Origin of the sequence: Micromonospora sp. WMMD714, from assembly GCF_029581315.1 — a bacterium.
In the GTDB taxonomy this organism is placed as follows: Bacteria; Actinomycetota; Actinomycetes; order Mycobacteriales; family Micromonosporaceae; genus Micromonospora; species Micromonospora rifamycinica.
In genome coordinates this window covers 1,981,928-2,008,715 of sequence record NZ_CP120744.1, presented here as the reverse complement: position 1 = coordinate 2,008,715, position 26,788 = coordinate 1,981,928, and the positions used below count along the sequence as shown (strand labels likewise).

The window sequence follows — 26,788 nt, the reverse complement described above, 5'->3', positions numbered from 1 at the left end:
GTGTCAGCGGAGCCGGGGGCCGGGACAGACGCGGGACGGGACGAGCACGTCCGGCGCGTCCGGCTGCCCGCCGACCGGCGTACCCCGGCCGCCGCCCGCGCGGTCGTCCGCTCGGTGCTCGCCGAGGCCGACCTCGACGAGCTGCTCAACGAGGCGCTGCTGCTCACCACCGAGCTGTCCACCAACGCCGTCGAGCACGCCCGCACCGAATTGGACATCGAGGTCGTCGCCGACCGGATCGGCCTGACCGTCACGGTCTCCGACTTCGCCGCCGGGCCGGTGGACGAACTGGTGGTCGGCATCCGCAACGACACCGACGAGATCGGTGAGGTCTCCGCACGGGGGCGCGGGTTGCTGCTGGTCGACCACTTCGCCAGCCGCTGGGGCACCACCTACCTGCCCACCGGCAAGGGGGTGTGGTTCCGGCTGGACCGCCACGGCGACCACGGCGACGGGCCACCCGCCCCGCACCCGCCGTCCGGCCGGGCCGACAACGACCCGGTCACCACCGCGCCGAGCGCCGCCGCGATGAGCGAGCTGACCCAGACCCGACCCGACCCGTACGCCGACGAGCCGCTGACCGACTTCGCCACCGACCTGCTCACCCGGGTCGCCGAGATGGTGGGCGCGGCCGGCGGGGTGATCCGGCTGGACCGGGGCGAGGGGGAGGGGCCGCAGGTGCTGGCCCGGTACGGCCGTCAGCCGCGCCCCGGCAACGAGCTGCTCCGGGTGCCGCTGGCGGTGCACCGGCCGTACGCCGGGGAGCTGGAGCTGGACGCGGCACCGTCGGCGTACGCCCGGCCGCTGGCCGTGCTCGCAGCCGAACGACTCTCGCTGCACCTGGAGAACGACCGGCTGCGCCGGGCGGACGTCCGCCGCTCGGCCTGGCTGACCTTCCTCGCCGAGGCGAGCGAACTGCTCGCCCAGTCACTCGACGTCGACCTGACGATGGCGCTGATCCCGCAGCTCGTGGTGCCCCGGCTGGGCCAGTGGTGCGCGGTGCACACCACCGACGAGTGGGGCCGGCTCCGGCTGGCCGCGTCCAGTCACGCCGACGAGTCGGTCCTGCCCCAGCTGCACAAGGTCCTCCAGGAGTCCGGGCCGGACTCGGTCCAGGCCCGGCTGCGAGAGGCCTCGCGCACCGGGTCGCAGGTGCCGCTCGGCGGGCCGATGGAGGGCTTCGCCGTGCCGCTGGTCGCCCGCAGCCAGCGCCTCGGCACCCTGGCCGTGGGGCGGCACCAGCGGCACCGGCACGACCCGGACGAGGTCGCGGTGCTGGAGGACGTGGCCCGGCGGGCCGGTCTCGCCATCGAGAACGCCCGGATCCACGCGGAACGGCGGCGGGTGGCGCAGACCCTCCAGCAGTCGCTGCTGCCGCCCGTGCTCCCGGTCGTCGAGGGTGTCGGCTTCGCCGCCGAGTACGTCCCGACCGGCGACGAGGCCGAGGTCGGCGGTGACTTCTACGACGTGGTGCCGTTGCCGGACGGACGCTGGCTGGTGGTGATCGGCGACGTGTCCGGCAAGGGCGTGCAGGCGGCCGCGGTGACCGGGCTGGTCCGGGACGTGATCCGGGTGCTGGTCGGGGACGGCAAGCCGCTGCCCGAGGCGTTGTCCCGGCTCAACGACACGCTGGTCGAACGGGGTGGCGGGCGGTACTGCACGCTCGCGCTGGCGGCGGTCGGGCCGGGCGACGGCGACCGGCTCGACGTCTCGCTGCACCTGGCCGGGCACGACCGGCCGGTCCTGCTGCACGGTGCCGGTGGGGCGACCTTCGTCGGCACCGGGGGCACCGCACTCGGTCTGCTCGACTCGATCACCTCGCCCTCGGTGGAGGTCCCCCTCGCTCCGGGCGACGCGTTGATCTTCTATACCGACGGGGTGACCGAGCGGCGACGCGGCCGGGAACTCTTCGGCACCGAACGGCTCCGGGAGGCCGCCGCGCCCCTGGCCGGCTACTCCGCCGACGTGATCGCGGCCCGGTTGCGGTCCACCGCGATCAACTTCTCGGTCGAGTCGCCCCGCGACGACATCGCCATCCTGGTGCTCCGCAACGACACCTTCTGAGTACGCGTCCGCCCCCGACGCGGTGGCGGGCGGTCAGAGGCCGCCGGGGAGCCGGCCGGGGGCTAGCCGGCGGTGCGGGTCGAGGTGGTCCTTCGCCTCCCGCAGCCGGGGGATCACCGCCGCCTCACCCCACACGTCGACCGCCCGGCGTACCGCCGGGGGCGCGGCGACCACCACGCACCGGCCCCGGCGGGCCAGCAGCACCCCACGGACGGCGGCGAGGATGCCGGCCACCCGGTCGGCCGGCAGCGCCCCGGGCAGCGCGGCGTGCACCACGCCCAGACCGGCGGAGCCGCGCACCGGCAGGGGCGCACCGGCGGCGTCGCGCAGCGCGTAGACGGCGGCGTGCAGATCGGTGGCGGGTGCCTCGACCCGCAGCGCGGTGTCGCCCGGCGCGAACGGGTAACGCCGCCACCACGACGGCGGCTGGTCGGCGCTGCTCGCCGCGGCGCCGAGCAGCGCCAGCAGGCGGTCGGCCCGCTCGGCCACCTCGGACCGGCCACCCTCCAGCAGGATCGTCAGCTCACCGGCGCTGCCCCGGGCGGGTGGCGGATCCGCCCGCCGACCGGCCATCGCGGGATGGTTGGCGCGGGCCGCCGCCTCGGCGGCGGACATCGGCCGGCCCGCCGGCCCCGAGGTGGCCCCCGCCGCCGGGGTGCCGGCCGGGGCCGGCGGGGAACCGGCAGCCGTCAGGTCCAGCTCGACGGCGGCCGGGTCGAGGTCGGCGGCGAGCACCGCCCGGATCAGGTCGTGCACCTCCAGCGGGGTCCACACCGGCCGGGACACCCAGACCCGGGCCGCCGGCATCGCCGGGGCCCGCAGCGTGGCCGAGACGAGCACCCCCAGCCCGCCCTGCGAGCCGCAGAACAACCGGCCCAGGTCGAGGCTGACCGGGGCCGCCGCACCGGCCAGCTCGGCAGCGCTGCGACCGGCGCTGACCAGCTCGCCGTCGGCGTCCAGCCAGCGCAGGCCGACCACCTGCGCGCACGCGGTGCCGTGGCGGTGCCGCAGCGGGCCGGACTCGTCGGCGGCGAGTACCCCGCCGAGGGTGGCCCCGGGGGACGGCGGGTCGAGGGCGAGCCGACGACCGGTGCGTTCGAGGGTGGCCTGCACGGCCCGCAACGGGGTGCCCGCGCCCACCTCGACCACCGGCGAGACCGCCGGCTGGTGACCGACCCCGGCGAGCCGACCGGTGTCGAGCATGATGTCGACCCGGGCGGGGGCGGCACCCCAGTCGATCTTCGTGCCCGCGCCCCGGGGCACCACCGACAGATCGTGCCGGGCGGCGAGCCGCAGCACCTCGGCCGCCGCAGCCGGCCCGCCGGGGACGGCCACCCACCGGGCGAGCCGCCCGGCCACCTCGTCGGCCGCCCCCGCGAACCGGGCGAAGGAGGGACCGCAGATCCCGGCCAACCGCCGGGTGATCTCCGCTGCACCGGCCGAACCCGCTCCCGTCGACATGACAGTCATCGTACACATGTTCTAAAGCGGTGGGTGGTGGTTCGACCGCGCCGCGCAGCGCGACGGGCCGGTAACGTGGCGGGGTGACCACCGAGACCACCCCGCCCGTCGCCCGACAGGTCCCCGCGGAGCGCACCCACCACGGCGACACCGTCGTCGACGAGTACGCCTGGCTGACCGCCAAGGACGACCCGGCGACCATCGCCCACCTCACCGCCGAGAACGCCTACACCGAGCAGCGCACCGCGCACCTGGAGGCGTTACGCGGCACGCTGTTCGCCGAGATCCGGCAGCGCACCCAGGAGACCGACCTGTCGGTGCCCAGCCGCAAGGGGGGGCACTGGTACTACACCCGCACGGTCGAGGGCCAGCAGTACGGCGTGCAGTGCCGCCGCCCGGTCCGCGACGGCGAGACCGACCCGCCGGTCAGCGCGGACGGTGCCCCGCTCGACGGCGAGGAGGTGCTGCTCGACGGCAACCAGCTCGCCGAGGGGCACGACTTCTTCTCCCTCGGCGCGTTCGACGTCAGCCCCGACGGCCGCTGGCTGGCCTACTCGACGGACTTCTCCGGCGACGAACGCTTCACCCTGCGGATCAAGGACCTGAGCACCGGCGAGCTGCTCGACGACGAGGTGCCCGACACCTTCTACGGCACCGCCTGGTCGGCCGACGCCAGCGTGCTGTTCTACATCACCGTCGACGAGGCCTGGCGGCCCGACCGGGTGTGGCGGCACACCGTCGGCACCCCGTCGGACGAGGACGTGGTGGTGTACGTCGAGGAGGACGAGCGGTTCTGGGTGGGCGTCGAGCTGACCCGCTCCGAACGCTTCGTGCTGATCGACAGCAACAGCAAGGTCACCAGCGAGGTACGGGTCATCCCGGCCGACAACCCGACCGGCGAGCCGGCGGTGATCGCCCCCCGTCGGCAGGGCGTGGAATACAGCGTCGAGCACCACGGCCACCGCTTCCTGATCCTGCACAACGACGACGCCGAGGACTTCGCGCTGGCGTACACCTCGGCCGACGCCCCCGGCGACTGGGTGCCGCTGATCCCGCACAACCCCGGCACCCGGCTGGAGGCGGTCGACGCCTTCGCCGACCACCTGGTCGTCTCGCTGCGCAGCAACGGGCTGACCGGGCTGCGGGTGCTCCCGGTCGGCGGCGGTGACGGCCACGACATCGAGTTCCCCGAGCCGATCCACAGTGTCGGGCTGGACGGCAACCCGGAGTACCGCACCCGGCAGCTCCGGTTCCGCTATACCTCGCTGGTCACCCCCGACTCGGTGTACGACTACGACCTGGTCACCAGGGAGCTGACGCTGCGCCGCCGCAAGCCGGTGCTCCCCGGGCCGGACGGCCGCGCGTACGACCCGGCCGACTACGAGCAGCACCGCGAGTGGGCGCTCGCCGACGACGGCACCCGGGTGCCGATCTCGCTGGTCTGCCGGCGGGACACCCCGCGCGACGGCTCCGCCCCCGCCGTGATCTACGGCTACGGCTCGTACGAGGCCAGCACGGACCCGTGGTTCTCCATCGCCCGGCTCAGCCTGCTCGACCGGGGTGTCGTCTTCGCCGTGGCGCACATCCGGGGCGGCGGTGAACTGGGTCGCCGCTGGTACGACGAGGGCAAGCTGCTGGCCAAGAAGAACACCTTCACCGACTTCGTGGCCTGCGCCCGGCACCTGGTCAAGGCCGGCTGGACGGCGAGCGACCGGCTGGTCGCCCGGGGCGCGTCGGCCGGTGGCCTGCTGATGGGTGCGGTGGCCAACCTGGCCCCCGACGCGTTCGCCGGGATCGTCGCGCAGGTGCCCTTCGTGGACGCGCTCACCTCGATGCTCGATCCGTCACTGCCGTTGACGGTCACCGAGTGGGAGGAGTGGGGCAACCCGCTCGCCGACCCCGAGGTGTACGCGTACATGAAGTCGTACACGCCGTACGAGAACGTCGCCGCGCTCGACTACCCGGCGATCCTGGCGGTGACCAGCCTCAACGACACCCGGGTGCTCTACCACGAGCCGGCCAAGTGGATCGCCCGGCTGCGCGCGGTGGCCCCGCAGGGCGACTACCTGCTCAAGACCGAGATGGGCGCCGGCCACGGCGGCCCCAGCGGCCGGTACGACGCCTGGCGCGAGGAGGCGTTCGTCAACGCCTGGACCCTCGACCGGCTGGGCCGGGCCTGACCGGGCCGATGACCACGACCGACGGGGGCCGGGCGGACGACGACCCGCCCGGCCCCGACGTACCCCGCTGACGGCCGGGCCGGCCGGTCAGTGGGTCCAGGCCGGGTCGCGGCCAGTGCGGCCGAGCAGCCGGTCCAGCTCGCTCCGGTCGGCGTCGACCGGCACCTCCGGGCCGAACGCGCCCATCTGCCGCCCCATCGGCCCCATCTCGGCCATGAAGCCGCGCACCGCGGCGACGCTCTCCGGCGTCGGCTCGTACGGCTGGCCGGTCGCCCGCGCCAGGTCCCAGCCGTGCACCACCAGGTCCACCACGCCCATCAGGCCGACCGTCGACCGGGGGAGCCCCATCCCCGGCACGACCCCTTCCTCGCTGGCCGGGTCGTCCCAGGCGGCCACGAGCCGCGCCGTCTCGGCCGCGAACCGGTCCCGCCAGCCGGGCTCGGCCACATGGTCGGTCTTGACCGACCAGTCCGCCTCCTGCCGGGCGGCCAGCCGCTGGAAGTTGACCGCCACGTCGTACACGTGGTTGACCAGTCCCCGGACGGTGTAGTCCGCGCACGGCGTGGGCAGGTCGAGCTGGTCGTCGTCGATCGTCCGGACCATCGCCACGGTCGGCGGGACGGCGGTGGCCAGCAGCTCACTAGTCTTCGTTGGCATACGGCCAGCGTATGAAGGTGGTCTTGAACGAATGCGACAGCCACGCGGGGATCACCGGGGCATCCTCGATCCGGTCCGGCTGCGCCGGGAGGTGCGCTTCCGGCGGCACCTGCCGACCCCCGAACTGCGCCCCTGGGTGGAGCACTACTGGCTGGCCGACTGGGCGCTGACCGCGCCGTTCGTGCAGCAGGTGGTGCCGCATCCGGCGGTCAACGTGGTCTTCCGGCAGGATGCCGGCGGGCCGGAGACCGGCGAGGTGGCCGGGGTGGGCCGACGGCTGTTCACGGTCACCCTGACCGGCACCGGAGCGGTCAGCGGCATCCAGTTCCGCCCCGGCGGCTTCCGCCCGTTCTGGCGTCGCCCCGTCGCCGAACTCACCGACCGGCGCGTCCCGCTCACCACCGACCCGCTCACCACCGACCCGGCCGCCACCCGCGCCACCGGGCCGACCGCCCCGCGCGCCACCAGACCAACCGCCCCACGTACCACCGAACCGACCGCCGGGTCGACCGTCCCGCGGGCCGCCGGACCGACCGCCGGGTCGACCGTCCCGCGGGCCGCCGGACCGACCGCCGGGTCGACCGTCCCGCGGGCCGCCGGACCGACCGCCGGGTCGACCGCCCTGCAGGCCGCCGGACCGACCGCCGCGCACAGCGCCGGGTCCGTCGTCGCGTCACCCCGCTGCGGGGGTGCGGACGACGAGCGCCGCCGGGCGTTGGACGCCTTCCTGCTCGGCTGGGCACCGCAACCCGACCCGGCGGCGACCGAGGCGATCACCCTGGCCGAGATGATCCGCACCGACCGGAGCGTGCTGCGGGTGGACGACCTCGCCCGCCGGCACGACCTCTCCGTCCGGCGACTGCAGCGACTCTTCCTGGACCATGTCGGCGTCGGCCCCAAGTGGGTGATCCGCCGATACCGCCTCCTGGAGGCGATCGAGCACGTCGTGACCGGGTGGCCCGACTGGGCCGCCCTCGCCGCCGACCTCGGCTACAGCGACCAGGCCCACCTGGCCCGCGACTTCGCCGCCGTCACCGGTCGCACCCCCACCGGCTACGCCCGCTCCCTGCGCTGATCCCCACCACGTCCAAGGCCAGCGAACCGCGCACCCGGTCAGCGTCGGCCCGACGGGCGCGGAAAGCCAGACGACCAGCCCCGCCGCCGACCCTCGCCAATCCTGCTGATCCTGCTGATCCTGCTGACTTTGCCGGCCCTACTTGACCCTGCTGACCGCTGACCCTGCGGCCCTACTGACCCTGCTCACCGCTGACCCTGCCGGCCCTCTTGACCCTGCCACCGGGTCGCTCAGCTCGCCCGGCGGTCGACCGACGACCTCACCCCCGCTCCAACCCGCAACCACGCCGGTTGCCGGCGACTGCACTGTGTGGAGAGTTCTTGTCGCCATAGCCGCAAAAACTCTCCACAATCCTGGTACGCGGATCACCGCCACCGCATGCCACCGTGCCGCCTGCGCCGCCCCAGCCGATCCTGACAGCCGGATCCGGCAGACCCCCGCCACCCCAACACCGGCGGAACGCTCCCGAACGCTCCTGACGCGCCGGACACCCAGGACACCCCGACCCCTCGGACGCCCGGCGCCCGGACACCCACCTCCCTCGGACGCCCGGCACCCGGACACCCCGACCCCTCGGACGTCCGGCACCCGGACACCCCGACCCCTCGGACGTCCGGCACCCGAAAGCACCGCTGCATCCCCGCTTCCCGGTGATCCCCACAGCGACCAACTCCAACCGATGGCGACAACGATGAGTAACGAAAGTCGCCACCAACCCACCTCCCACCCCGCATCCTTTGCTCTGCTGCCATCGAGGCGACGGCTACTCACCGTGTCAGGCAAGGACCACGACCCGTCTCCGGTGAATTTCAAAACAGCAGCTCAGCGCGTTGTCGCGAATAGGGCAGCAGAGCAAAGGATGCAGGGGGAGCAAGTGGGGGGTGGCCTGGGGTTACGGTGAGCAATATCGAAAGTGGGGCCGCGCCTGAGCACTCTCGGTAATGAAGACAGTGGTGGGGTGTTGCGTGCTCGGTGACTCGGTGAGCCGGTGGCGCGCCACCGGGGCCGGCCGCATCGGGGGTGGGGTGGGCGAGCACACGAGGACATCCTCCGCGTGGTGGGGCGGCTCCGGAGAGCAGTCGGAACCGCTCAGCGGCGGCGGACCGCCACCACCGCCACGTCGTCGTGGATCTCCGGTGGGGCCAGCTCGACCAGCAGCCGCTGGCAGAAGCCGTCCAGGTCGTCGTCGACCACCGTCGCGCAGGCCGCCAGCGCGGCCAGGCCGTCGTCGATGGTGGCGTCCCGGCGCTCGATCAGCCCGTCGGTGTAGAGCACCAGCGTCGCCCCCGGCGGCAGGGTGAACTCCAGGTCCTCCGGCCGGTCCGCCCGCACCCCGAGCAGCGGGGCCGACTGCTGCACGTACTCCACCCGGCCGTCCACCGACACCAGCGCCGGCAGGTGCCCGGCGCTGGCCAGCCGGATCCGGCCGGTCGACGGGTGTAGCAGCAGGATGCACAGGGTCGCCAGCTCGTTGCGCAGCAACGTACGCATCAGCACGTTGAGCCGTTCCAGGATCACCCCGGGCTGGTGCCCCTCCACCGCGTACGCCCGCATCGCGTGCCGCAGCTCGGCCATCACCGTCGCCGCGTGCAGCGAGTGGCCGGCGACGTCGCCGATCGCCACCAGCAGCCGGCCGTCGAGCATCACCAGCTCGTAGAAGTCCCCGCCCACCTCGGTCTGCGCACTGGCCGGCTCGTAGCGCACCGCCAGGTCGAGACCGGCCACGTCGGGCAGCCGGCGGGGCAGCAGGCTGCGCTGGAGGGTGACCGCGATCCGGTGCTCCTCGTCGTAGGAGCGCTGCGCCTCCACCGCCGAGGCGACCGCCTGGGCGAGCTGCACCAGCACCGGCGTCCGGGCGGTCTGGGTGGCGGTGGGCACCACCACGTAGAGCGGGGCGCGGTCCTCCCGCAGCTTGGCGGCGGCCACGGTCACCGTGTCGTCGACCGGCCAGCGCACCAGCCCCCACCCCCCGGGGGCGTCCACCCGGACGGTCGCGCCGGTCGGCACGCCGGTGTCGTCGACCACCCACGGCACGATCTGCGCCGTCGCGCCCGGACCGGCGGCGATCCCGGCCAGGCACTCCCCGTCGAAGGTCTCCGCGACCACCGCCGCCGGGCTGCGGAAGATCTGCGCCGCACCGGTCGCCGCCTCCTGCAACAGGCGGGCGAAGGTCGACGCGGCGTGCACCGCCACGGTGGTGTCGGCCAGCCCGGTGAGCCGCTCGGCGAGCAGCTCGGCCCGCTGCCGCGCCTGGTAGTAGCGCAGCACCGCGTGCGCGGTGGCGACCAGCTCCTCCGGCTCGATCGGCTCGGCCAGGTAGGCGTCCGCGCCCCGGGTCAGGCCTTGGGCACGGTCCACCACGTCGACCGCGTGCGCGGACACGTGGATCACCGGGATCGCCGGATGGTCCGCCTTGATCCGTTCGCAGACCTCGAAACCACTCAGGTCCGGCAGCCGGACGTCGAGGACCACCAGGTCGACCGGGTCCACCCCGATCCGGGCCAGCGCCTCGGTGCCGTTCTCGGCCTCCCGGACGGTGAAACCCGCCCGGGTCAGCCAGCTCACCAGCAGGTAGCGCTTGGTCGGACTGTCGTCGACCACCAGGATCGTCGCCGCAGCGCCGGCCACGTCACACCCCCGCCACGGGCAGGTCCACCGTGAAACTGCTGCCCCGGCCCGGCTCGCTGGTCAGCGACAGGGTGCCGCCGAGCAGGGCCACCAACCGCCGGGCGTACGGCAGGCCGAGCCCGGTGCCGCTGCGCCGGCTGGTCCCCGGCACCTGGTAGAACTCCTCGAAGATCCGTTCGTGCAGCTCGACGGGGATACCCGGGCCGGTGTCCGAGACGCGGATCAGGATCCGGTCGGCGGCCCGCTCGGCACGCATCCGCACCTCGCCCCGGTCGGTGAACTTCACCGCGTTGTGCAGCAGGTTGCGCAGCACCTGGGCCAGCAGCACCTCGTCCGAGCGGAGCACCGTGCCCGGGGCCGGCTCCTCCACCAGCAACGCCACCTCGGAGCGCAGCACGAGCGCCCGCAGCGTCCCGCGCAGCTGACCGAAGACCGCCCGCAGGTCGACCTCCGCCCACTCCGGTTCGATCCGGCCCGACTCCGCCTTGGCCAGGTCGAGCAGGTCGTTGACCAGGGAGAGCAGGTCGGCGGCCGAGGAGCGGATCAGCTCGATCTGCTGGGCCTGCTCGGCGGTGAGCGGGTCCGACCCGGGGTCGGTCAACAACCGCCCCAGCCCGATGATCGCGGTCACCGGGGCGCGCAGCTCGTGGCTGACGTTGGCCAGGAAGCGGCTCTTCGACTCGCTCGCCGCACGCAACTGGGCCGACTTCTCGTCCAGCTCCGCGTAGAGGGCCACCACCCCCCGGTTGGTCTCCTCCAGCTCCTCGGAGAGCTGGGTGTAGAGCGCCATCACGCCCCGGTTGGTCTCCTCCAGCTCGGCGTTCAGCACGGCCAGCTCGTCGCGCTGGCTGCGTACCTCGTCGAGCGCGGCGATGAGCTGCCCGTTCTGGGTGGCCAACTCGTCGAGGGCGCTGGCCGGGGCAGTGGTGCCCAGCTCAGCCAGGCGTGCCGGGGTCAGCGCCGCGGCGGCGGCCGGGACGCGTCGGGACATCCTCACGACGGTATCTCCCGCCACCTCCGCCAGTCCCAGGGTGTCCACCAGTCGCGCCACCGCGCCGGACTGCGGCTCGTAGCGGTTGCCCGGCAGGGGGCGCAGCGGGGCGAGGTCGACGCTGAGGAACCGCCGGCCGTCCAGCTCCGTCACGGCGGCGAAGCTGACGTCCGCGCCGTCCGCCATGCTCAGCAGGTCCCGGGCCACCTCGCTGAGCGCGGTGGCGAACCGGACCTGGTCCTGGTGCTCCAGCCCGACCGCCGCGGCGACCTCCCGGCCCCGCTGACGGATCCCGAAGATGTCCTGTTCCACCCGCAACGCCATCCGCAGGAGTGGCTCGCGGGCGGTCACGACGGGGCTCTCGCGACCAGCACGCAGGCGTCGTCCCGGCGGATCCCGGCGTCCCGCAGCAGGGTCGCCGCGACGACGACCGGCGCCCGCCCGGTCAGCCCCGGGTAGTCGTCGGAGCGCCACCGGTCCACCACCCCGTCGCTCTGCATCACCAGCAGCGCGCCGGGCGGGAACGGGTAGTCGTACCCCCGGACCGTCGGGCGTTGGTGGCCGGCGATGCCGGGCAGCGACACCAGCCCCCGCCGGGTGCCGTCGGGGGCCAGCACGGTCCCGGCGATGTTGCCCAGGCCGGCGTAGCGCAGCAGGCCCGCCGCCTGGTCCAGCTCCGCCACCGCCACCGCGGCCCCCCGGGTGTGCGACATGGCGCGGTGCAGGTACGTCACCACGGTGTCGGGCGGACCGTCCGGGGCGGACCGAAAGGCGGCGACCGCCGCCTCGGCGGCGGCGTTGGCCAACGGCCCGTGTCCCAGCCCGTCGCAGACCAGCACCTGGTGCCGGCCCGGCCCGCTGCGCACGGCGTGGCCGTCCCCGCTGACCTGCTCGCCGGTGATCGGCCGGGTCAGCCCCGCCGCCCAGGCCGGGGCGACCCGCACGTCCTTCGCCCACACCTGCACGGCGAAGACGGTGCCGCGACCCGGCCGGGACCAGGCGTCGTACCAGCTCGCCTGCCGGGTGATGGCGCCGAGGCCGATGCCGAGGGTGCCGGTGGTGGAGTGGCCGTCCCGGGAGGAGACGGTCAGGTCGGCCATCCCGGGGCCGGAGTCGACCGCGATCAGCTCCACCCCGGCCGCGTCGCCGGACCGCACCGGACGCAGCAGCAGGACGCCCTCCTGGGCGTGCTTCACCAGGTTGCTGGTCAGCTCGGCGGCGACGATGGCCAGCTCCGCTACCCGGTTCTCGCCCAGGCCGAGCTGAACGCCGAGGCGTTCCGCCGCGCGCCGGACGGCACTGGCGGTGCTGCCGCTCTCCGACCGGTACCAGTGGCCCGCGTCCGGCACGACGTCGTGGATCATCGGGACCACTTGGTGACGGTGATCCGGGTGCCCTCGCCGGGGGCGGTCTGGATGTCGAAGTCGTCAACCAGTCGACGGGAACCGCTGAGGCCGAGGCCGAGGCCGCCGCCGGTGGTGTACCCGTCGGTGAGGGCTAGGCCCAGGTCGGCGATGCCCGGACCGGAGTCGGCGAAGACGATCCGCACGCCCCGCCGCCGGCCGTCCTCGACGACGGTCACCTCGGCGGTGCCGCCACCGCCGTAGATGAGGGTGTTCCGGGCCAGCTCACTCGCGGCGGTGACCAGCTTCGTCTGGTCGACGAGGGAGAGCTTGACCGCCACCGCCACGGTACGCACCAGCTGACGGACCCGGACGACGTCCTCGTCACTGGTGATCGCCTGGGTCTGCGGGCCCAGGTCGACTCCCGGGGTCATGACGATGTCGCCGCCGTCCCGGACTCCGCGTCCTCGGGGTCGTCGTCGTACCCGAGGTCGTCGTCGCCACGGGACGCTGCGATCAGCTCCATGCCCCGCTCCACGTTCAGCGCGGTGCGGATGCCGTTGAGCGACAGGCCCAGCTCGACCAGGGTGATGGCGACCGCAGGACGCATCCCGACGACCACCGTCTCGGCGTCGAGCACCCTGGAGATCGAGGCGATGGTGGAGAGCATCCGGCCGACGAAGGAGTCGACGATGTCCAGCGCGGTGATGTCGATGATGACGCCGTGGCAGCCGGTCGCCACGATCCGCTCGGCCAGGTCCTCCTGGAGGGTGACCGCCGTCTGGTCGGACATGTCGATCTGGATCGAGACCAGCAGGATGTCGCCGATCTTCAGGATCGGCACCCGTTCCATCACGCCTCCCGGCCCCGGTGGCGGCGGGACGTCTCCACCCCGGTGAGCCGTAGCACGTGCCGCAGGGCGTCGGCCAGGCTCGCCTTGGTGGCGATGTCGCCGAACTCGATGCCGAGCGCGACGATGGTCTGGGCGATCTGCGGGCGGATGCCGGAGATGATGCAGTCGGCACCCATCAGCCGGGCGGCCACCACCGTCTTGAGGATGTGCTGGGCGACCTGGGTGTCGACCGCCGGCACGCCGGTGATGTCGATGATGGCGTACGGCGAACCGGTGTCGACCAGGGTCTGCAGCAGCCGTTCCATCACCACCTGGGCGCGGGCCGAGTCGAGGGTGCCGACCAGCGGCACGGCGACCACGCCGTCCCAGATCTTCACCACCGGGGTGGAGAGTTCGAGGAGCTGCTCGGCCTGGTCGGCGATCAGGCCCTCGCGGGTCTGCACGTAGGTCTCGAAGGTGAGCAGCCCCATCCGGTCGACCAGGCCGGTGAAGTCGATGACGTCCCGCAGCGAGAGTTCCACGCCGTCGGTCTCGGCCAGCTCGACCAGGACGTCCTTGAGGGCGTAGATGCTGACCGCGGTCTCGGTGGCGGTGAAGCTCTGCCGGGCCCGGCTGCGGGACAGCTCGGCGAGCACGGCCCGCAGCTCACCCGCCCCGGGTGACTGGAGGTCCGCCAGGCCGACGCCGCCGGCATTGATCATGCTAGCGTGCAGCTCCTGCACCTGGAGGCGGAGCTCGGCCTGGCTGAGCCGGCCGCGCAGGGAGGCGGTGACGATCTCCGTCCACCGCTGCACCACCCGCTCGCCGTGCCCGGTCAGCAGCTCGACGAGTCGGTCGCCTCCGTCTGCGGTCAACGCCATGGTTACCTCCTGTGAGCTGGACCGGCCGGACTCTATCACCGGAGGCAGACCCGGTAGTTGCCCCGCGGCAAAGGAATGACCGGTCCCACCGGAAGCGCTCCCGTCCGGCGTGTCCCGCCGTTCGTGGGATACCGTTTCACCAATAACAGGAGGTCTGAATGTCCCTGACGGTGCACACGGAACAGCGCGGCGACGTCGTCGTCGTGTCGGTCGCGGGCGAACTCGACATGGCGACCGCACCGCAGCTCCAGGACCAGATCACCGACCTGCTCGACAAGGGTCGCAGCCGGCTGGTGTTCGACCTGGCCGAGGTGTCGTTCTGCGACTCGACCGGGTTGTCGGTCTTCGTCCGGGCCAAGAACAGCTGCGACGAGGCCGGCGGCGTGGTCCGGTTGGCCGCCCCGCAGCGCGGTGTGCTGCGCATCCTCGAGGTCAGCGGCCTGGTCGAGGTGCTGCACACCTATCCGACGGTCGACGAGGCCGTCGCGGGCGACCCCACCCCCGCCTCGTCCTGACCGGCTTCGCTCACCGCTCGTCCTCGATGAACCGGGGACGGGCGATCACCATGCCCGCAGTCGTCTGCACCGCGAGCGCGGCGAGCAGGAAGCCCATCGGCGCCGTCCACCCGCCGGTCGCCTCGTACAGCACCCCGACGAGCAGCGGACCGAGCGCGGCGATCACGTAACCGGTGCTCTGCGCGAACGCGGACAGCGCCACCGTCCCGTCGGCGGTCCGGGCACGCAGGCCGATGGTGGTCAGGATCAGCGGGAACGCGCCCTGACCGAAGGCGAGCAGCAGGATCCACAGCACCGCCCCGTCGCGGGGGGCGAACGCCAGCCCCAGGTAGGCCGCGGCGGAGAACGCGGTCAGCCCGAACACCAGCGGGCGCAGGGTGCGCAGCCGACCGGCCAGCGTGGGCATCAGCAGGGCGACCGGCACGCCGAGCGCGGTGACCCCGGCGAGCAGCAGTCCGGCGGTCTCCGCCCGGAAGCCGGCGTCCCGGAAGAGCTGGGCCAGCCAGCCCATGATGGCGTACCCGCTGAGCGACTGCGCGCCGAAGTAGACCGCCATCGCCCAGCCGAGCCGGGTGCGGGCCGGCCGGACCCGGGAGCGCGCCGCCGGGACCGCCGCCGCGGTGGTGGCCCGTCGGGCGGCCCGCGTCCGCAGTGCCAGCGGCACCCACGGGAGTACGGCCAGCGCCGCCAGCGCCGCCCACACCCCGAGCCCGGCCCGCCAGGACCCGAAGGCGTGCGCCACCGGCACGGCGGCGGCCGCGGCCACCGTCGTGCCCGCCGTCAGGGCCATCGTGTACGCCCCGGTGACCAGCCCGGTCCGGTGCGGGAAGTGCTGCTTGACCAGCATCGGCAGCAGGATGTTCGCCACCGCGATGCCGGCCAGGGCGAGCGCGCTGGTGAGCACGAAGACCGCCGCCGAGTCGGTGACCACCCGGAGCACCTGACCGACGGTGAGGGCGAGCATCGCCACCACCAGCACCCGGGCCGCCGGCCAGCGGCGGATCAGCCACGGGGTGAGCGCGCCGAGACCGGCGAACGCGATGGTGGGCAGCGTGGTGACGAGTCCGGCCATCGTGCCGGAGAGACCGAGGCCGGTGCGCACCTCGTCGAGCAGGGCACCGAGGCTGGTCACCGCGGCCCGCAGGTTCAACGCGACCAGCAGCATCCCGACCAGCACCAGCGCGCCACCGGTGACCGGCGACGGGGTCCGGCGGGTCGACCGGTGCCGGCCCGGAGCAGGTGGCTCGGCGGTGCCCGGACCGGAGGGCTCGGCGGTGCCCGGAGCGGGTGGCTCGGCGGAATGCGGACCGGCCGGCTCGGTGGGGCCGCCCACGCCGACGGTGGTGCCGCCCGTGCCGACGGTGGTGCCGCTGCGGCCGGTGGCGGTGGCCTCGACGCTGGCGGTTGGCGGGGTCATGACCTCGAACCTACAATCATGGGATGAATTTCGGCAGCTGGTGTAACCGGTGACACCGTCAGTGGATTCCCCAGCGGTGGATTCCCCGGCCGTGCCCCCGCGCGGTCAACGGGTGCAGCAGACCATCGAGCAGCTCCGCGGCCGGATCCTCGGCGGCGAGTGGCCGGTCGGCGGGCGGATCCCCACCGAGCCGCAGCTGGTGACGGCGCTCGGGGTGGGGCGCAACACCGTCCGCGAGGCGGTCCGGGCGCTGGTGCACGCCGGGGTGCTGGAGTGCCGGCAGGGCTCCGGGACGTACGTGGTGTCGACCGACGAGCTGGCCCCGGTGGTGGCCCGCCGGCTCACCGACGACCGGATGGCCGAGGTGGTCGAGGTCCGCCGGGCGTTCGAGGTCGAGGCGGCCCGGTTGGCCGCGCTGCGGCGTACCCCGGAGGACCTGGTGGCGCTCGACGGCGCGCTCGCCGCCCGGGAGGCCGCCTGGCGGTCGGGCCGGGTCGGAAAGTTCGTGGAGGCGGACGTCGCGCTGCACACGGCGGTGGTCGCCGCCGCCCACAACGGCATGCTGGCCGAGCTGTACGCCTCGGTCGGCGCGGCGCTGCGCAGCACCGTCGCGCACGCCATCGGCGACACCCTGCGACCCCAGCGGTACGTCGACCACGGCCGACTGGTGGCGGCGATCCGGGACGGCGATCCGGGACGGGCGGCGATCGAGGCCGGTGCTTTTCTGGAGCCCCCGTCCGGGGCATAGGTTGTCCCCGACGGAGAACCGAACAGCACGGGAGTAGCGGGATGCTCAAGGGCTTCAAAGACTTCATCATGCGCGGCAACGTCGTCGACCTGGCGGTCGGTGTCGTCATCGGTGCCGCGTTCACGGGCGTGGTCACCCAGCTGACCAAGTCGTTCCTCGAACCACTGGTCCGGGTCATGATCGTGCTGATCACCGGCAACAAGAACGGCCTCAGCGGCTCCACGCCGACGTTCCGGGGCGTCCCGTTCGACTGGGTGGCCTTCGTCAACGCGGCGATCACCTTCGCGCTGACCGCGGCGGCGCTGTACTTCCTGGTCGTCTACCCGATGAACCGGCTCGCCGAGCGGCGCAAGCGGGGCGAGGAGCCGCCGCCCTCCGCGCCGAGCGAGGAGGTCAAGCTGCTCACCGAGATCCGGGACGCGCTGCTGGCCGGCGGCCACGCCACCCCGGGGCAGCGCGGCGCGCTCGACGACGTGCTGGGCCGCCACCCGGAGCCGCCCGCCACGCGCTGACCGACCGGCGCACATCGGCCCCCGCGGAATTCCCGCGGGGGCCGACGCCTGTCGTACACATGTTCGATAGAGTCCCGTCATGGAGCAGCGTAGGCACTGGTGGAACGGCAAATGGGGACGACTGGCCCGACGGGACGTGTTCCTCCGGGTCGACGCCGACCGGTGGCACGTCGAGCAGCGGGCCGGCGGCGCGGAGGGCGTCTCCCAGTTCTACGAGTACGGCAGCGCGGACGAGGCCGAGGAGACCGTCCGCGCCCTGCTGGAGGGGGCGGACGCCTGGCGGGAGCTGTCCCCGCGTCCGCCCAGCGCCTGGGGCCCAACGGTTTAGCGGCCGGCAGGGCCGGGAACCGCCCCTGGATGGAGCAACAGGGCATGGCGGAACAGGCGGTCATCTCCCGGGTCACCACCGGCATGCGGGTGGTCGACACGGTCGGCGTCGAGATCGGCACGGTCGACCTCGTCCAACGGGGTGATCCGAACGCGGTGACCGTGCAGGCGGCGACCCCCGACCCCGGCGGCAGCCTGGACGAGCTGATCGGGTCGGCGGCCGTCGAGGAGCCCGACGTCCCGGCCGACCTCGCCGCCCGGCTGCTGCGTACCGGCTATCTCAAGGTCTCCACCGAGCTGGCCCGCACCGGGGCGGTGTACGTGCTGGCCGACCAGATCGCCACGGTCACCGACGACCGGGTACGCCTGAGCGTCCCCGTCGGCGACCTGCCCCCGGAGGAGTGACCCACCCCTGCCGTCAGGTGGCGGGGGCGGGCCTGCGGGGGCGGAAGAGCAGCAGCATCAGCCAGCCGGCGAGCAGTCCCCAGAACGCCCCGCCCACGCCGAGCAGGCTCACCCCCGAGGCGGTGACCACGAAGGTGACCACCGCGGCCTCCCGGCTCCGCGGATCGGGACCACCCGACGGAGCGGCAGGGGCCGGCGCAGGCACCGTCGGCAGGACGGCGCCCGGTGCCGAAACCGAACCGGCACCGGCATCAGGCGCGGGAGCGGGAGTCGGGACGGCGACCGGTGCCGGGGCGGGATCGGGAGTCGGGACGGCGACCGGTGCCGGGGCGGGATCGGGCGGCGGGGCGGTGGAGAGGGCCGAGGAGAGGGCGCCGGCCAGCGCACCGAGCAGCGCGAGCCCGGCGACCGCCTCGATGAGCACCGGCGGGGAGAGCAGCACCAGGGTGGTCGCCGCGCCGGCCCCGAGCCCGAGCAGCGCCAGGCCGACGCCGGCCGTCACCGAGGCGATCCAGCGCCGGTCCGGATCGGGGTGGGCGTCCGGGCCGGCGGCGAGGGCGGCGGTGATCGCGGCGAGGTTGACCGCGTGCCCGCCGGTGGCGGCACCGAGCGCGGTGGCCAGCCCGGTGGCGCGCAGCGCGGGGGCGAGCGGCGGCCGGTAACCGTAGCCGCGCAGCACCGCCGTGCCGGGCACGTTCTGCGCGGCCATGGTGACCACGAACAACGGCACCGCCAGGCCGACCAGCGCGGGCACGGTGAACGTCGGCACGGTCGGCGACACCACCGGGCGCAGGTCGGCGACGCCCAGCCCCACCCCCGAGGTGGTCAGCGCGATCGCCATCGTGGCCGCCACCAGCGCGGCCGGCACCGCCCAGCGGCGGGCGAACCGGTGCAGCACCAGCCAGGTGACGATCACCGGCGCGGCCAGCGCCGGCACCTCGACCAGCGCACGTACCGGTGCGGTGCACAGCGGCAGCAGCACCCCGGCCAGCATCGCCGCCGCCACCGGGGCGGGGATGGCGGCCACCGCCCGACCCAGGGCGGGGAAGAGGCCGGCGGCGACGATGAGCAGCCCGCACAGCAGGAAGGCCCCCACCGCTGCCGGCCAACCGCCGGCGACCGGCCCGGTGGCGACCAGCAGCGCCGCCCCCGGCGTGGACCAGGCGATGGAGATCGGCATCCGGTGCCGCAACCCGAGCCAGGTCGCGCAGATGCCGGCGGCGACGCTCACCGTGAGCAGCCCGGAGGCGGCCTCCGCCTCGCTGGCGCCGACCGCCCGCAGCCCGGCCAGCACCACGGTGAACGAGCTGGCGAAGCCGACCACGGCGGTCACCACCCCGGCCAGCACCGGTTGCAGCCGATCCCCCACCCCGTTCCTCCCCTCGCACCCCGCACCGGCCGACGACGCGCAGGCCGGCGTGACCGCACCCGGAAACACCCCGGCCACGCCGACCCGCGTTCCGTTTACGGAACGGCGACCGTGTAGCACCATAGCGGCATGACCCGGCCCCGCCCAGCCCGCCGTCCCGCGCTCGACCCCGACGCCGACGCCGGGGCGGTCGGCCGGCGGCTCCGCGCGCTGCGTACCGAGCGTGGGGTCTCGCTCTCCGCGCTGGCCCGTACCGCCGGGGTCGGGAAGGCCACCCTCTCGGCGCTGGAGAACGGCACCCGCAACCCCACCCTGGAGACGCTCTACGCGATCACCGCCCAGCTCGGCGTGCCGTTGGCGGCCGTGCTCGCCGGGCCGGCCGACGCCCCGACCGTCCAGGGCGCCACCGTCGTCGCCACCCTGCTGGAGTCGTTCACCGACACCGAGGCCAGCTACGAGCTGTACCGGCTGCGGGTCCGCCCCGGCGGAGAGCAGGTCTCCCCCGCCCACCGGCCCGGCGTCACCGAACACGTCACGGTCTTCGCCGGGGTGCTGCGCGCCGGCCCGGTCGACGCCCCGCAGACCGCCGCCGCCGGTGGCCACCTCCGCTGGACCTCCGACGTCCCGCACGGCTACGCCGCCCTCGGCGACGAGGAGGTGGCCGCCAGCCTGCTGGTGCGCTACCCCCGGAGCTGACCCGCGTCGGGCACCCGGTGCTGCACCGCCCAGAGCGCCGCCTCGGTCCGCGACGCCGAGCCGGTCTTGCGCAGCAGGTTCGACACGTGCACGGTCACCGTCCGGACCGAGATGCCCAACGCCCGCGCGACCTGCTTGTTGGACATCCCGGCGACCAGGCAGCCGAGCACGTCCACCTCCCGGCCGGTCAGCTCGACGTCGGGCAGCCCGCCCCGGGGGGCCGGCAGCCGCGGGTGCTCCGGCGACGGCTCCCGGACCAGCGCCGCCAGGCCCTGCCCCGCGTGCTCGGCCAGCAACTCGGTGAGCGCGTACGGGTTGCCGCCGGTGCGTTGCCGGACGGCGGCGCACACCCCGGCCGGGGGCGGGCCGCCGCCGTACACCTGGGTGAGGATCTCGGCCACCTCGGCGACGTCGAGCGGGCCGAGGTGCTGGCGCACCGCGCCGCGTACCCCGCACAGCCGGGCCAGGGCGCGGCGGGTGAGCTCCGGGGCCACCGCGTCGGCCGGCGGCCGGCTCGCCACCACCAGCAGCGCCGGCAGCCGCGGCGCGGTGGCCAGCTCGACGACCAGGTTGAGGCTGGCCGGGTCGAGGTCGTGCAGGTCCTCCACCACCAGCACGGCCGGACCGGCCCCCACCAGCAGGCGGACGGTCCGCACGGCGAGCCGCAGCAGCGTGCCGGGGGCGTACCGCTCGCGCGGCGCGGTCGGCTGCTGGGCCAACCAGGCCAGCGCGTCCGCCGGCAGGTCGAGCGCGCCGACGTCGCGGCCGCTGAGCACCGCCGCCAGCCAGTCGTAGGGGGCCGGATCGTGCACCCGCGCGGTGCCGGCGAGGACCGCCGCGGGCCGGGGGTGGAGCCCCTCGACAGCCGCCGCGACCAGCAGACTCTTGCCCACCCCGGCGGCTCCGGTGATCACCGTGACGGCGGGTGACGGCCGACCCGTTCCGGCCACGGTGGACCACGCCCGGTCGAGCTCCGCCAGCTCTCCGACGCGACCCACCATCGACACCGGGATCATTTCTCCCACCCTACGTACTAGTGCGTAGAGACGGAGGGAGGGTGTATCCGGCAAGCTGGTCGTATGACGCTGATCCTCCGCTCGGCCATCATCAACGACGTCGGCCTGGTCCGCACCAACAACGAGGACTCCGCCCTCGCCGGTGAACGCCTGGTCGCGGTGGCGGACGGCATGGGCGGGCTCCCCGCCGGCGAGGTGGCCAGCGAGATCGTCATCCGCATCCTGGACGAGCTGGTCCCGCCCACCGGCACCGACGAGGCCGCCGAGGCGTTGCGGGCCGTGGTCTCCACCGCCAACCGCCGCATCCGCGCCGCCATCTCCGCCGACCCGGCCCGCGAGGGCATGGGTACGACGCTGACCGCCGCCCTGCTCGCCGGGGACACCCTGGTCCTCGCCCAGGTCGGCGACTCCCGCTGCTATCTGCTGCGCGACGGCGAGCTGACCCAGCTCACCCGGGACGACACCTTCGTCCAGGCGTTGGTCGACCAGGGTGCGCTCTCCCCCGACCAGGCCCGCCACCACCCGCAGCGCTCCCTGGTGACCCGGGCCGTGCAGGGCGCGGACGCGCCCCCCGCGATCGGCGTGCTGACCGTGTTCGCCGGGGACCGGGTGCTGCTGTGCAGCGACGGGCTCTCCGACTACGTGGCCGACGCGGCGATCCACGGTGCGCTGGTCAGCTACCCGGACCGGCAGCACTGCGGCGAGCAGCTGGTGAAGCTGGCCCACCAGGCCGGCGCACCGGACAACGTCACCGTGGTGGTCTCCGACGTGACCGAGAGCTGAACCGGCCGACCAGGTTGCGGCGGACCGCCGGCCGGGTTGGGATGGACGGATGCTCATCCGTCGCCTGGCCGCCGAGGAACGACTGACCACCAGCTTCCCGCTCCAGGCGTACGCCTTCGAGGCGAGCCCGCTGAGCCGGGAGCGGGGCGACGCCTTCCACCGCTACCTGCCGTACAACAAGGGCAACCGGACGCTGGTGGTCGAGGAGGGCGGCGAGGCGCGGGCCACCGCCAGCGCGGTGCCGATGCGGCAGAACCTGCGCGGCGCGGTGCTGCCGATGGCCGGGGTGGCCGGGATCGCCACCCACCCGCTGGCCCGCCGGCAGGGGTACGTCCGCGCCCTGCTGTGCCAGCTGCTCGACGAGATGCGCGACGGCGCGCACCCGGTGAGCGCGCTGTACCCGTTCCGGGCCAGCTTCTACGAGCGCTTCGGCTACGTGGGGCTGCCCCGGGCGCGTACCGTCCGGTTCTCCCCGGCCGACCTGGCCCCGCTGCTGCGCACCGAGCTGCCCGGCACGGTGGACTGGGAGTCGATCGGCGTCGGCTACGCCCGCTACCGGTCGTTCACCGAACGGTGTCTGCGGGAGCGGCACGGGTTCTCGATCTTCCCCGACTTCCGGGACGTCGGCCTGCGGGACCGCGACGACCGCTGGCTGGTCACCGCGACGGTCGACGGCAGCGTGGTCGGGGCGTTGACGTACCGGATCGACGACCACGGTGGCGAGCTGGTCGGGGACGACCTGCTCGCCGCCGACCCGTACGCCCGCGCCCTGCTGTTGCAGTTCCTCGCCCGGCACGTCGACCAGGTGGAGCGGATCAGCCTCCGGATCCCGGCCGACGAGCTGCCCGAGCTGTGGCTGACCGATCTGGCCGTGCACGTGGAGGCCCGGGTGGCCCGGCCCGGCTCGTCGGCGCCGATGGCCCGGCTGCTGAACATGGACGCCCTGGCCGGGTTGCCGGCCGGAGTCGGCCGGGTCCGGGTGGACCTGGTCGACGACCGTTGGCTGGGCGGCACCCACCTGCTCGACGGCACCGACGGCCGGCTGGAGGTGACCGGCGGCGGCCGGTCGGAGGTGGCCGGGGGGAGCCGCACGCCGACGGCCACGCTCACCGCCGCCGGGCTCTCCGCGCTGGTGTACGGGGTGCTCGACCCGGCCGAGGTGCACCTGCGCGGGCTGGGCGAGGTCGGCCCGGAGGCGGCGGCCGAGCTGCGCCGCCTCTTCCCCCGGGCGCTGCCCTACCTGTTCGCCGACTTCTGACCGGGCCGGCACCGGCCACCCGGCGCGGTCGGAGATCGGCGCGGCCGGGAGTAGGCGCGGACAGCCGGTGCGGTCGGAGATCGGCGCGGCCGGGAGTAGGCGCGGACAGCCGGTGCGGTCGGAGATCGGCGCGGCCGGGAGTAGGCGCGGACAGCCGGTGCGGTCGGAGATCGGCGCGGCCGGCCCGGCCGGACGTCGACGGTGGGCCGGGGCCGGTTGGCGCGGGACGGGGCTGGGTACCCTCCCCGGAATGCCGGAGTGGTTGCAAGCCGGGGCGTGGGGCCTGTTGGCCGGCTCCGCCCTGCTGGTCGGGGCGGCCGTCGGGTTCTTCGCCCGGGTGCCCCGCAGGATCGTCGCGTCGATCATGGCGTTCGGTGCCGGGGTGCTGCTCTCCGCGGTGTCGTTCGAGCTGATCGCCGAGGCGCACGAGCAGGGCGGTCTGCTACCGACCGCGCTCGGGGCGACGGGCGGGGCGCTGGCGTACACCGGGGCGAACCTGCTCCTCGCCCGACGGGGTGCCCGGCACCGGAAGCGGTCCGGCGGGGAGCAACCCTCCGAACAGGAACGTCCCGGCTCCGGGTCGGCCATCGCGGTGGGCGCGCTGCTGGACGGCGTACCCGAGTCGGTGGTGATCGGCGCGAGCCTGCTGACCGGCGGCCCGGTGAGCCTGGTCACCGTGGTCGCGGTCTTCCTCAGCAACGTGCCCGAGGGGCTGTCGAGCGCCGCCGGGATGCGCCGGGCGGGCCGCTCCCGCCGGTACGTCTTCACCCTGTGGACGGCGATCACCCTGGTCAGCGCGCTGGCCGCGCTGCTGGGGCACACCCTGCTGGGCGGTGCGCCGCCGGAGGTGCTGGCCACCATCACCGCGCTGGCCGCCGGGGCGATCCTCGCGATGATCACCGACACCATGGTGCCGGAGGCGTTCGAGGACGCCCACCTGCTGGTCGGCCTGATCACCGTCCTCGGGTTCCTCACCGCGTTCGCGCTCTCCCACACCTGACCACCCACACCCCACCTCACACCCAGTCCGCACCCGCACCCGCGTACCGCATCCCCCTGCCCCGCGCCCCTCCCCTGCCCGCGTCCTGCCTCTGCTCCGCGTCCCTCCCCTGCCCCGCGTCCCCGCAAGGAAAGATCGTGCTCGATCCTGGTTGTAGTGGTGTCCTTCCCCGCGGATGCCACTACAACCAGGATCGAGCGTGACCTTGCCGGGCACGCACGAGCCGGGCGGTTCGGGGCAGGGGCGAGGGCGGGGCAGGGGCGAGGGCGGGGCGGGGCGGGGCGAGGGCCGGGCGGGGCGGGGCCGGGCGGGGCGAGGGCCGGGCGGGGCGGGGCGGGGCGAGGGCCGGGCGGGGCGAGGGCCGGGCGGGGCGAGGCGAGGGCCGGGCGGGGCGGGGGTGTCGCCGGTCAGTAGGGGTCGCCCTGGCCTGGCACCCGGCCCCGGAGCAGGCCGGCGGGGCGGCCGGGCAGGTCGGCGTCGCCGGACATCGGCGGGCCGCCGGTGTTCGCGCCGTGGGCCATCCCGGCGAACAGCTCCCGCAGCGCGGTCACCGCGTCGACCTGCGGCTGCCAGCCGAGTTCGGTCTCGGCCCGCGCGCTGGACATCAGCGGCGCGGCGAGCCCCAGCTCGACCCAGCCCGCGTCCACCGGTTGCAGCCGCAGCCGCCAGGTCAGCGCGGCGGCGGCCCGCAGCGCCGGGGCGGCCACCGGCACCGTCCAGCCGTGGAAGTGCCGGGCCACCAGCTCCGGAGTCAGCACCGGGTCCGCGGCGACGTTGAACGCGCCGCGCGCGTCACCGAGGACCGCCCGCGCGTACGCGTCGGCCACGTCGTCGGCGTGCACCGCCTGCATCCGCAGCCGGCGGTTGGCCGGTACGAGCGGAATCCGCCCGTGCCGCAGCAGGCGTACCGGGGCCAGCGGCCCGAGGAAGTACCGGGTGATCTCGGTACCCGCGTCCCGCTGGAAGATCAGCCCGGGGCGCAGCCGGACCACCCGGAGCTGCGGGTGGGCGGCCTCGACGGTGTCCAGCATCGCCTCGACCTCGGCCTTGTCCCGGCTGTACGAGGAGCCGGGCACCCCGGTCGCCGGCCACCGCTCGCTGACCGGGTGGTCCTTCGGACCGGGCGCGTAGGTACCGACCGACGAGGCGTACACCAGGGCGGGCACCCCGGCCCGGACGGTGGCCTCGGTCACCGCGCGGCTGCCGCCGACGTTGGTCCGGTGCAGGGTGCGCTGGTCGTGGCTGGGCTGGATCTGCCAGGCGAGGTGCACCACCGCGTCGGCCCCCGCGAAGATCGCGGTGAGGGTGTCGACCGCGCCGGGCGCCCCAACGTCACAGGAGTGCCACCGCACCCCGTCGTACGGCGGGCCGGCGTCCGGGCCGGGCAGCCGGCGGGCGACGCCGACCAGGTCGAGCCCCGGCTCCCGGCCCAGCCGCCGCAGCACCGCCGTGCCCACGTTGCCGCTGGCCCCCACGATCACGATCCGCATGCCGCCTGCGGTACCCGCTGCGCCCGGCTCCAACCCCCTACCGACGACCGGCCCCCGCCCGGTACCGGGCGGGGGCCGGCGTCGGGCGGGGGCCGGCGTCGGCTGCCGGTGGTGGGTGCGGGCCGGCCCCGGCTGCCGGTGGTGGGTCAGCCACCCGCCGGGGTACGGGCCGGACCGTTGTCGACGAGGCGGAACGTGCTCCGCAGCGGCGCGTCGCCCAGCTCCTCCAGGATCAGCCCCCGGCTGGGCGAGAACTGGAGGAACGCGGACGAGTTGCTGATCGCGTACGCCCCCTTGCCCTTGCTGGCGATGGTGAACTGCTGGGTCCGCTTGCGGGCGTCGCAGACCGCCCCCTCGACGGTGAGCGGCCCGCCGTCACCCGGGTTGAGCACCTGCCAGCAGGCCGGGTCGTCGCTGGCGGGGTGGTTGTCCCGCTTGCCGTACGACTTGATCAGGTACGTGCCGGCCCCGGTCGGCGTCGGCACGAACAGTTGACGTCCACTGTCGTCGTCGACCTCGACCAGGGCACCGCCGTCCATCGACACGCCGGACTCGGTGGACTGCACCCGGACGATGGTGACCTCCCGCTTGCCGGACAGCACCGGGGCGGCCGCCCCGGCGGTGGCCGACGGCTTCCCGGTGGGTTCGGACGGCGGAGCCGTTGTCGCCGGGGACGTCGCCGGGGCGGCGGGCGTCGTGCCGGAGGGGGTCGCGGTGGCCGACGGCGTGCCGGTCCCGGACGCGGCGTCGGTGGGTTTCCCGGCACCGTCCCCGCAGGCAAGCAGTGTGCCGAGGCACGCCAGGACCGCCACCGGGGTAACCCACTTCACCTTCACCATGCTGTGCTCCATCCACCTTCCCGCGCGGTTGCGCGGCGTCGTCCACTGTGTCCTCGTGCCGGCGGTGATCGTGCCCCGGCACCGTCTGGACGCCGGCGGCCCCCCGCCGGTTTCCCCGTACCCGGGACGGGTGGGAATCAGCCACGGCGGCGCCCCCACCGGCGACCCGGAGAGGTGACATATACATAACCGAGAGTAGTCATTATCAGCAGAAAATTTCCGCGAGGAACCGACCCAACCCCGTCGCCCAGCGTGCCACCCACATGACTTTTCGCTGTAAACACAGGCTAGCTGCTTGATC

Annotated in this window: 25 protein-coding genes; 12 read left to right on the top strand and 13 right to left on the bottom strand. The window is 74.5% G+C overall.

Going from position 1 to position 26,788, the window contains the following annotated elements; translation table 11 throughout:
* A complete protein-coding gene (locus O7625_RS09050) occupies positions 1-2,064 on the top strand; it encodes a SpoIIE family protein phosphatase (protein WP_067310112.1) in 2,064 nt (687 codons plus the stop codon).
* A gap of 33 nt (positions 2,065-2,097) precedes the next feature.
* Here O7625_RS09050 and O7625_RS09045 read toward each other — a convergent pair whose 3' ends face one another.
* Entirely contained in the window at positions 2,098-3,525 is a 1,428-nt protein-coding gene (locus O7625_RS09045) for an FAD-binding oxidoreductase (RefSeq protein WP_348773994.1), read from the bottom strand.
* Positions 3,526-3,608: 83 nt separating this feature from the next.
* Between O7625_RS09045 and O7625_RS09040 the strand changes: the two genes are divergently transcribed.
* Positions 3,609-5,705 (top strand): S9 family peptidase, encoded by a 2,097-nt coding sequence (locus O7625_RS09040; RefSeq protein WP_282345403.1) that lies wholly within the window; start codon positions 3,609-3,611, stop codon positions 5,703-5,705.
* 87 nt (positions 5,706-5,792) lie between these two features.
* Here the strand turns inward: O7625_RS09040 and O7625_RS09035 are convergent, their stop codons facing one another.
* The gene (locus O7625_RS09035) at positions 5,793-6,362 is read right to left on the bottom strand and encodes a TIGR03086 family metal-binding protein (protein WP_282345402.1); all 570 of its coding nucleotides are present in this window, start codon (positions 6,360-6,362) and stop codon (positions 5,793-5,795) included.
* Between the two features lie 31 nt (positions 6,363-6,393).
* Here O7625_RS09035 and O7625_RS09030 point away from each other — a divergent pair, with 31 nt between their 5' ends.
* Entirely contained in the window at positions 6,394-7,437 is a 1,044-nt protein-coding gene (locus O7625_RS09030) for a DUF6597 domain-containing transcriptional factor (RefSeq protein ID WP_282345401.1), read from the top strand.
* Positions 7,438-8,526: 1,089 nt separating this feature from the next.
* Here the strand turns inward: O7625_RS09030 and O7625_RS09025 are convergent.
* The 6 genes from O7625_RS09025 to O7625_RS09000 are packed head-to-tail and all read right to left on the bottom strand — an operon-like array spanning position 8,527 to position 14,112.
* Positions 8,527-10,065: a SpoIIE family protein phosphatase gene (locus O7625_RS09025; RefSeq protein ID WP_282345400.1), complete on the bottom strand. Its 1,539-nt coding sequence runs from the start codon at positions 10,063-10,065 to the stop codon at positions 8,527-8,529.
* 1 nt (position 10,066) lies between these two features.
* A complete protein-coding gene (locus O7625_RS09020) occupies positions 10,067-11,380 on the bottom strand; it encodes a sensor histidine kinase (RefSeq protein ID WP_282346872.1) in 1,314 nt (437 codons plus the stop codon).
* A 23-nt stretch (positions 11,381-11,403) separates the two neighbouring features.
* Positions 11,404-12,420, bottom strand: a complete 1,017-nt coding sequence (locus O7625_RS09015; RefSeq protein WP_282345399.1) for an ATP-binding SpoIIE family protein phosphatase — start codon at positions 12,418-12,420, stop codon at positions 11,404-11,406.
* On the bottom strand, positions 12,417-12,833 hold the full coding sequence (locus O7625_RS09010; RefSeq protein WP_282345398.1) for an anti-sigma regulatory factor: 417 nt from the start codon (positions 12,831-12,833) through the stop codon (positions 12,417-12,419). The genes O7625_RS09015 and O7625_RS09010 overlap by 4 nt, the downstream gene beginning before the upstream one ends.
* Positions 12,830-13,252, bottom strand: coding sequence for an STAS domain-containing protein (locus tag O7625_RS09005; protein ID WP_282345397.1), 423 nt, complete (start codon positions 13,250-13,252; stop codon positions 12,830-12,832). Before O7625_RS09005 ends, O7625_RS09010 begins: the two co-directional genes overlap by 4 nt.
* Positions 13,252-14,112, bottom strand: a complete 861-nt coding sequence (locus tag O7625_RS09000; protein WP_282345396.1) for an STAS domain-containing protein — start codon at positions 14,110-14,112, stop codon at positions 13,252-13,254. The genes O7625_RS09005 and O7625_RS09000 overlap by 1 nt, the downstream gene beginning before the upstream one ends.
* A 158-nt stretch (positions 14,113-14,270) precedes the next feature.
* On the opposite strand from O7625_RS09000, the gene O7625_RS08995 reads away from it, so the two are divergent.
* Positions 14,271-14,627 carry an STAS domain-containing protein gene (locus O7625_RS08995; RefSeq protein ID WP_067310147.1) on the top strand — a complete coding sequence of 119 codons (357 nt, stop codon included), beginning with the start codon at positions 14,271-14,273 and terminating at the stop codon, positions 14,625-14,627.
* Between the two features lie 10 nt (positions 14,628-14,637).
* Here O7625_RS08995 and O7625_RS08990 read toward each other — a convergent pair whose 3' ends face one another.
* Positions 14,638-15,792, bottom strand: a complete 1,155-nt coding sequence (locus tag O7625_RS08990) for an MFS transporter (protein ID WP_282346871.1) — start codon at positions 15,790-15,792, stop codon at positions 14,638-14,640.
* A gap of 313 nt (positions 15,793-16,105) precedes the next feature.
* On the opposite strand from O7625_RS08990, the gene O7625_RS08985 reads away from it, so the two are divergent.
* From O7625_RS08985 to O7625_RS08970, 4 genes are all read left to right on the top strand, one after another.
* Positions 16,106-16,792, top strand: coding sequence for a FadR/GntR family transcriptional regulator (locus O7625_RS08985; protein ID WP_282345395.1), 687 nt, complete (start codon positions 16,106-16,108; stop codon positions 16,790-16,792).
* Between the two features lie 41 nt (positions 16,793-16,833).
* Positions 16,834-17,304, top strand: a complete 471-nt coding sequence (gene mscL / locus O7625_RS08980; RefSeq protein WP_282345393.1) for a large conductance mechanosensitive channel protein MscL — start codon at positions 16,834-16,836, stop codon at positions 17,302-17,304.
* 79 nt (positions 17,305-17,383) lie between these two features.
* A complete protein-coding gene (locus O7625_RS08975) occupies positions 17,384-17,632 on the top strand; it encodes a hypothetical protein (protein ID WP_282345392.1) in 249 nt (82 codons plus the stop codon).
* A 44-nt stretch (positions 17,633-17,676) separates the two neighbouring features.
* Positions 17,677-18,036, top strand: coding sequence for a hypothetical protein (locus O7625_RS08970; protein WP_282345391.1), 360 nt, complete (start codon positions 17,677-17,679; stop codon positions 18,034-18,036).
* Positions 18,037-18,049: 13 nt separating this feature from the next.
* Here O7625_RS08970 and O7625_RS08965 read toward each other — a convergent pair whose 3' ends face one another.
* Entirely contained in the window at positions 18,050-19,405 is a 1,356-nt protein-coding gene (locus O7625_RS08965; protein ID WP_282345390.1) for a benzoate/H(+) symporter BenE family transporter, read from the bottom strand.
* Positions 19,406-19,534: 129 nt separating this feature from the next.
* On the opposite strand from O7625_RS08965, the gene O7625_RS08960 reads away from it, so the two are divergent.
* Positions 19,535-20,101, top strand: a complete 567-nt coding sequence (locus O7625_RS08960) for a helix-turn-helix domain-containing protein (protein WP_282345389.1) — start codon at positions 19,535-19,537, stop codon at positions 20,099-20,101.
* Here O7625_RS08960 and O7625_RS08955 read toward each other — a convergent pair.
* Entirely contained in the window at positions 20,086-21,117 is a 1,032-nt protein-coding gene (locus tag O7625_RS08955; protein WP_282345388.1) for an AAA family ATPase, read from the bottom strand. The genes O7625_RS08960 and O7625_RS08955 overlap by 16 nt on opposite strands.
* Positions 21,118-21,180: 63 nt before the next feature.
* On the opposite strand from O7625_RS08955, the gene O7625_RS08950 reads away from it, so the two are divergent.
* The 3 genes from O7625_RS08950 (at position 21,181) to O7625_RS08940 (ending at position 24,158) form a co-directional block, all read left to right on the top strand.
* Positions 21,181-21,900, top strand: coding sequence for a protein phosphatase 2C domain-containing protein (locus O7625_RS08950; protein WP_282345387.1), 720 nt, complete (start codon positions 21,181-21,183; stop codon positions 21,898-21,900).
* A gap of 49 nt (positions 21,901-21,949) precedes the next feature.
* Positions 21,950-23,158, top strand: coding sequence for a GNAT family N-acetyltransferase (locus tag O7625_RS08945; RefSeq protein WP_282345386.1), 1,209 nt, complete (start codon positions 21,950-21,952; stop codon positions 23,156-23,158).
* A gap of 250 nt (positions 23,159-23,408) precedes the next feature.
* A complete protein-coding gene (locus tag O7625_RS08940; RefSeq protein WP_282345385.1) occupies positions 23,409-24,158 on the top strand; it encodes a ZIP family zinc transporter in 750 nt (249 codons plus the stop codon).
* A gap of 407 nt (positions 24,159-24,565) precedes the next feature.
* Here O7625_RS08940 and O7625_RS08935 read toward each other — a convergent pair whose 3' ends face one another.
* Entirely contained in the window at positions 24,566-25,648 is a 1,083-nt protein-coding gene (locus O7625_RS08935) for an NAD-dependent epimerase/dehydratase family protein (protein WP_282345384.1), read from the bottom strand.
* Between the two features lie 146 nt (positions 25,649-25,794).
* Positions 25,795-26,487, bottom strand: a complete 693-nt coding sequence (locus tag O7625_RS08930; protein WP_282345383.1) for a hypothetical protein — start codon at positions 26,485-26,487, stop codon at positions 25,795-25,797.
* Positions 26,488-26,788: the final 301 nt, after the last annotated feature.

What these genes read in the sequence shown, in the direction of transcription:
- O7625_RS09045 (WP_348773994.1), bottom strand. Translation starts at nt 3,525, where the DNA reads ATGTCGACGGGAGCGGGTTCGGCCGGTGCAGCGGAGATCACCCGGCGG.
- O7625_RS09035 (WP_282345402.1), bottom strand. Translation starts at nt 6,362, where the DNA reads ATGCCAACGAAGACTAGTGAGCTGCTGGCCACCGCCGTCCCGCCGACC.
- O7625_RS09030 (WP_282345401.1), top strand. Translation starts at nt 6,394, where the DNA reads ATGCGACAGCCACGCGGGGATCACCGGGGCATCCTCGATCCGGTCCGG.
- O7625_RS09020 (WP_282346872.1), bottom strand. Translation starts at nt 11,380, where the DNA reads ATGGCGTTGCGGGTGGAACAGGACATCTTCGGGATCCGTCAGCGGGGC.
- O7625_RS09015 (WP_282345399.1), bottom strand. Translation starts at nt 12,420, where the DNA reads ATGATCCACGACGTCGTGCCGGACGCGGGCCACTGGTACCGGTCGGAG.
- O7625_RS09010 (WP_282345398.1), bottom strand. Translation starts at nt 12,833, where the DNA reads ATGACCCCGGGAGTCGACCTGGGCCCGCAGACCCAGGCGATCACCAGT.
- O7625_RS09005 (WP_282345397.1), bottom strand. Translation starts at nt 13,252, where the DNA reads ATGGAACGGGTGCCGATCCTGAAGATCGGCGACATCCTGCTGGTCTCG.
- O7625_RS09000 (WP_282345396.1), bottom strand. Translation starts at nt 14,112, where the DNA reads ATGGCGTTGACCGCAGACGGAGGCGACCGACTCGTCGAGCTGCTGACC.
- O7625_RS08995 (WP_067310147.1), top strand. Translation starts at nt 14,271, where the DNA reads ATGTCCCTGACGGTGCACACGGAACAGCGCGGCGACGTCGTCGTCGTG.
- O7625_RS08990 (WP_282346871.1), bottom strand. Translation starts at nt 15,792, where the DNA reads ATGCTGCTGGTCGCGTTGAACCTGCGGGCCGCGGTGACCAGCCTCGGT.
- mscL (WP_282345393.1), top strand. Translation starts at nt 16,834, where the DNA reads ATGCTCAAGGGCTTCAAAGACTTCATCATGCGCGGCAACGTCGTCGAC.
- O7625_RS08975 (WP_282345392.1), top strand. Translation starts at nt 17,384, where the DNA reads ATGGAGCAGCGTAGGCACTGGTGGAACGGCAAATGGGGACGACTGGCC.
- O7625_RS08970 (WP_282345391.1), top strand. Translation starts at nt 17,677, where the DNA reads ATGGCGGAACAGGCGGTCATCTCCCGGGTCACCACCGGCATGCGGGTG.
- O7625_RS08960 (WP_282345389.1), top strand. Translation starts at nt 19,535, where the DNA reads ATGACCCGGCCCCGCCCAGCCCGCCGTCCCGCGCTCGACCCCGACGCC.
- O7625_RS08955 (WP_282345388.1), bottom strand. Translation starts at nt 21,117, where the DNA reads ATGATCCCGGTGTCGATGGTGGGTCGCGTCGGAGAGCTGGCGGAGCTC.
- O7625_RS08950 (WP_282345387.1), top strand. Translation starts at nt 21,181, where the DNA reads ATGACGCTGATCCTCCGCTCGGCCATCATCAACGACGTCGGCCTGGTC.
- O7625_RS08945 (WP_282345386.1), top strand. Translation starts at nt 21,950, where the DNA reads ATGCTCATCCGTCGCCTGGCCGCCGAGGAACGACTGACCACCAGCTTC.
- O7625_RS08940 (WP_282345385.1), top strand. Translation starts at nt 23,409, where the DNA reads ATGCCGGAGTGGTTGCAAGCCGGGGCGTGGGGCCTGTTGGCCGGCTCC.
- O7625_RS08935 (WP_282345384.1), bottom strand. Translation starts at nt 25,648, where the DNA reads ATGCGGATCGTGATCGTGGGGGCCAGCGGCAACGTGGGCACGGCGGTG.
- O7625_RS08930 (WP_282345383.1), bottom strand. Translation starts at nt 26,487, where the DNA reads ATGGTGAAGGTGAAGTGGGTTACCCCGGTGGCGGTCCTGGCGTGCCTC.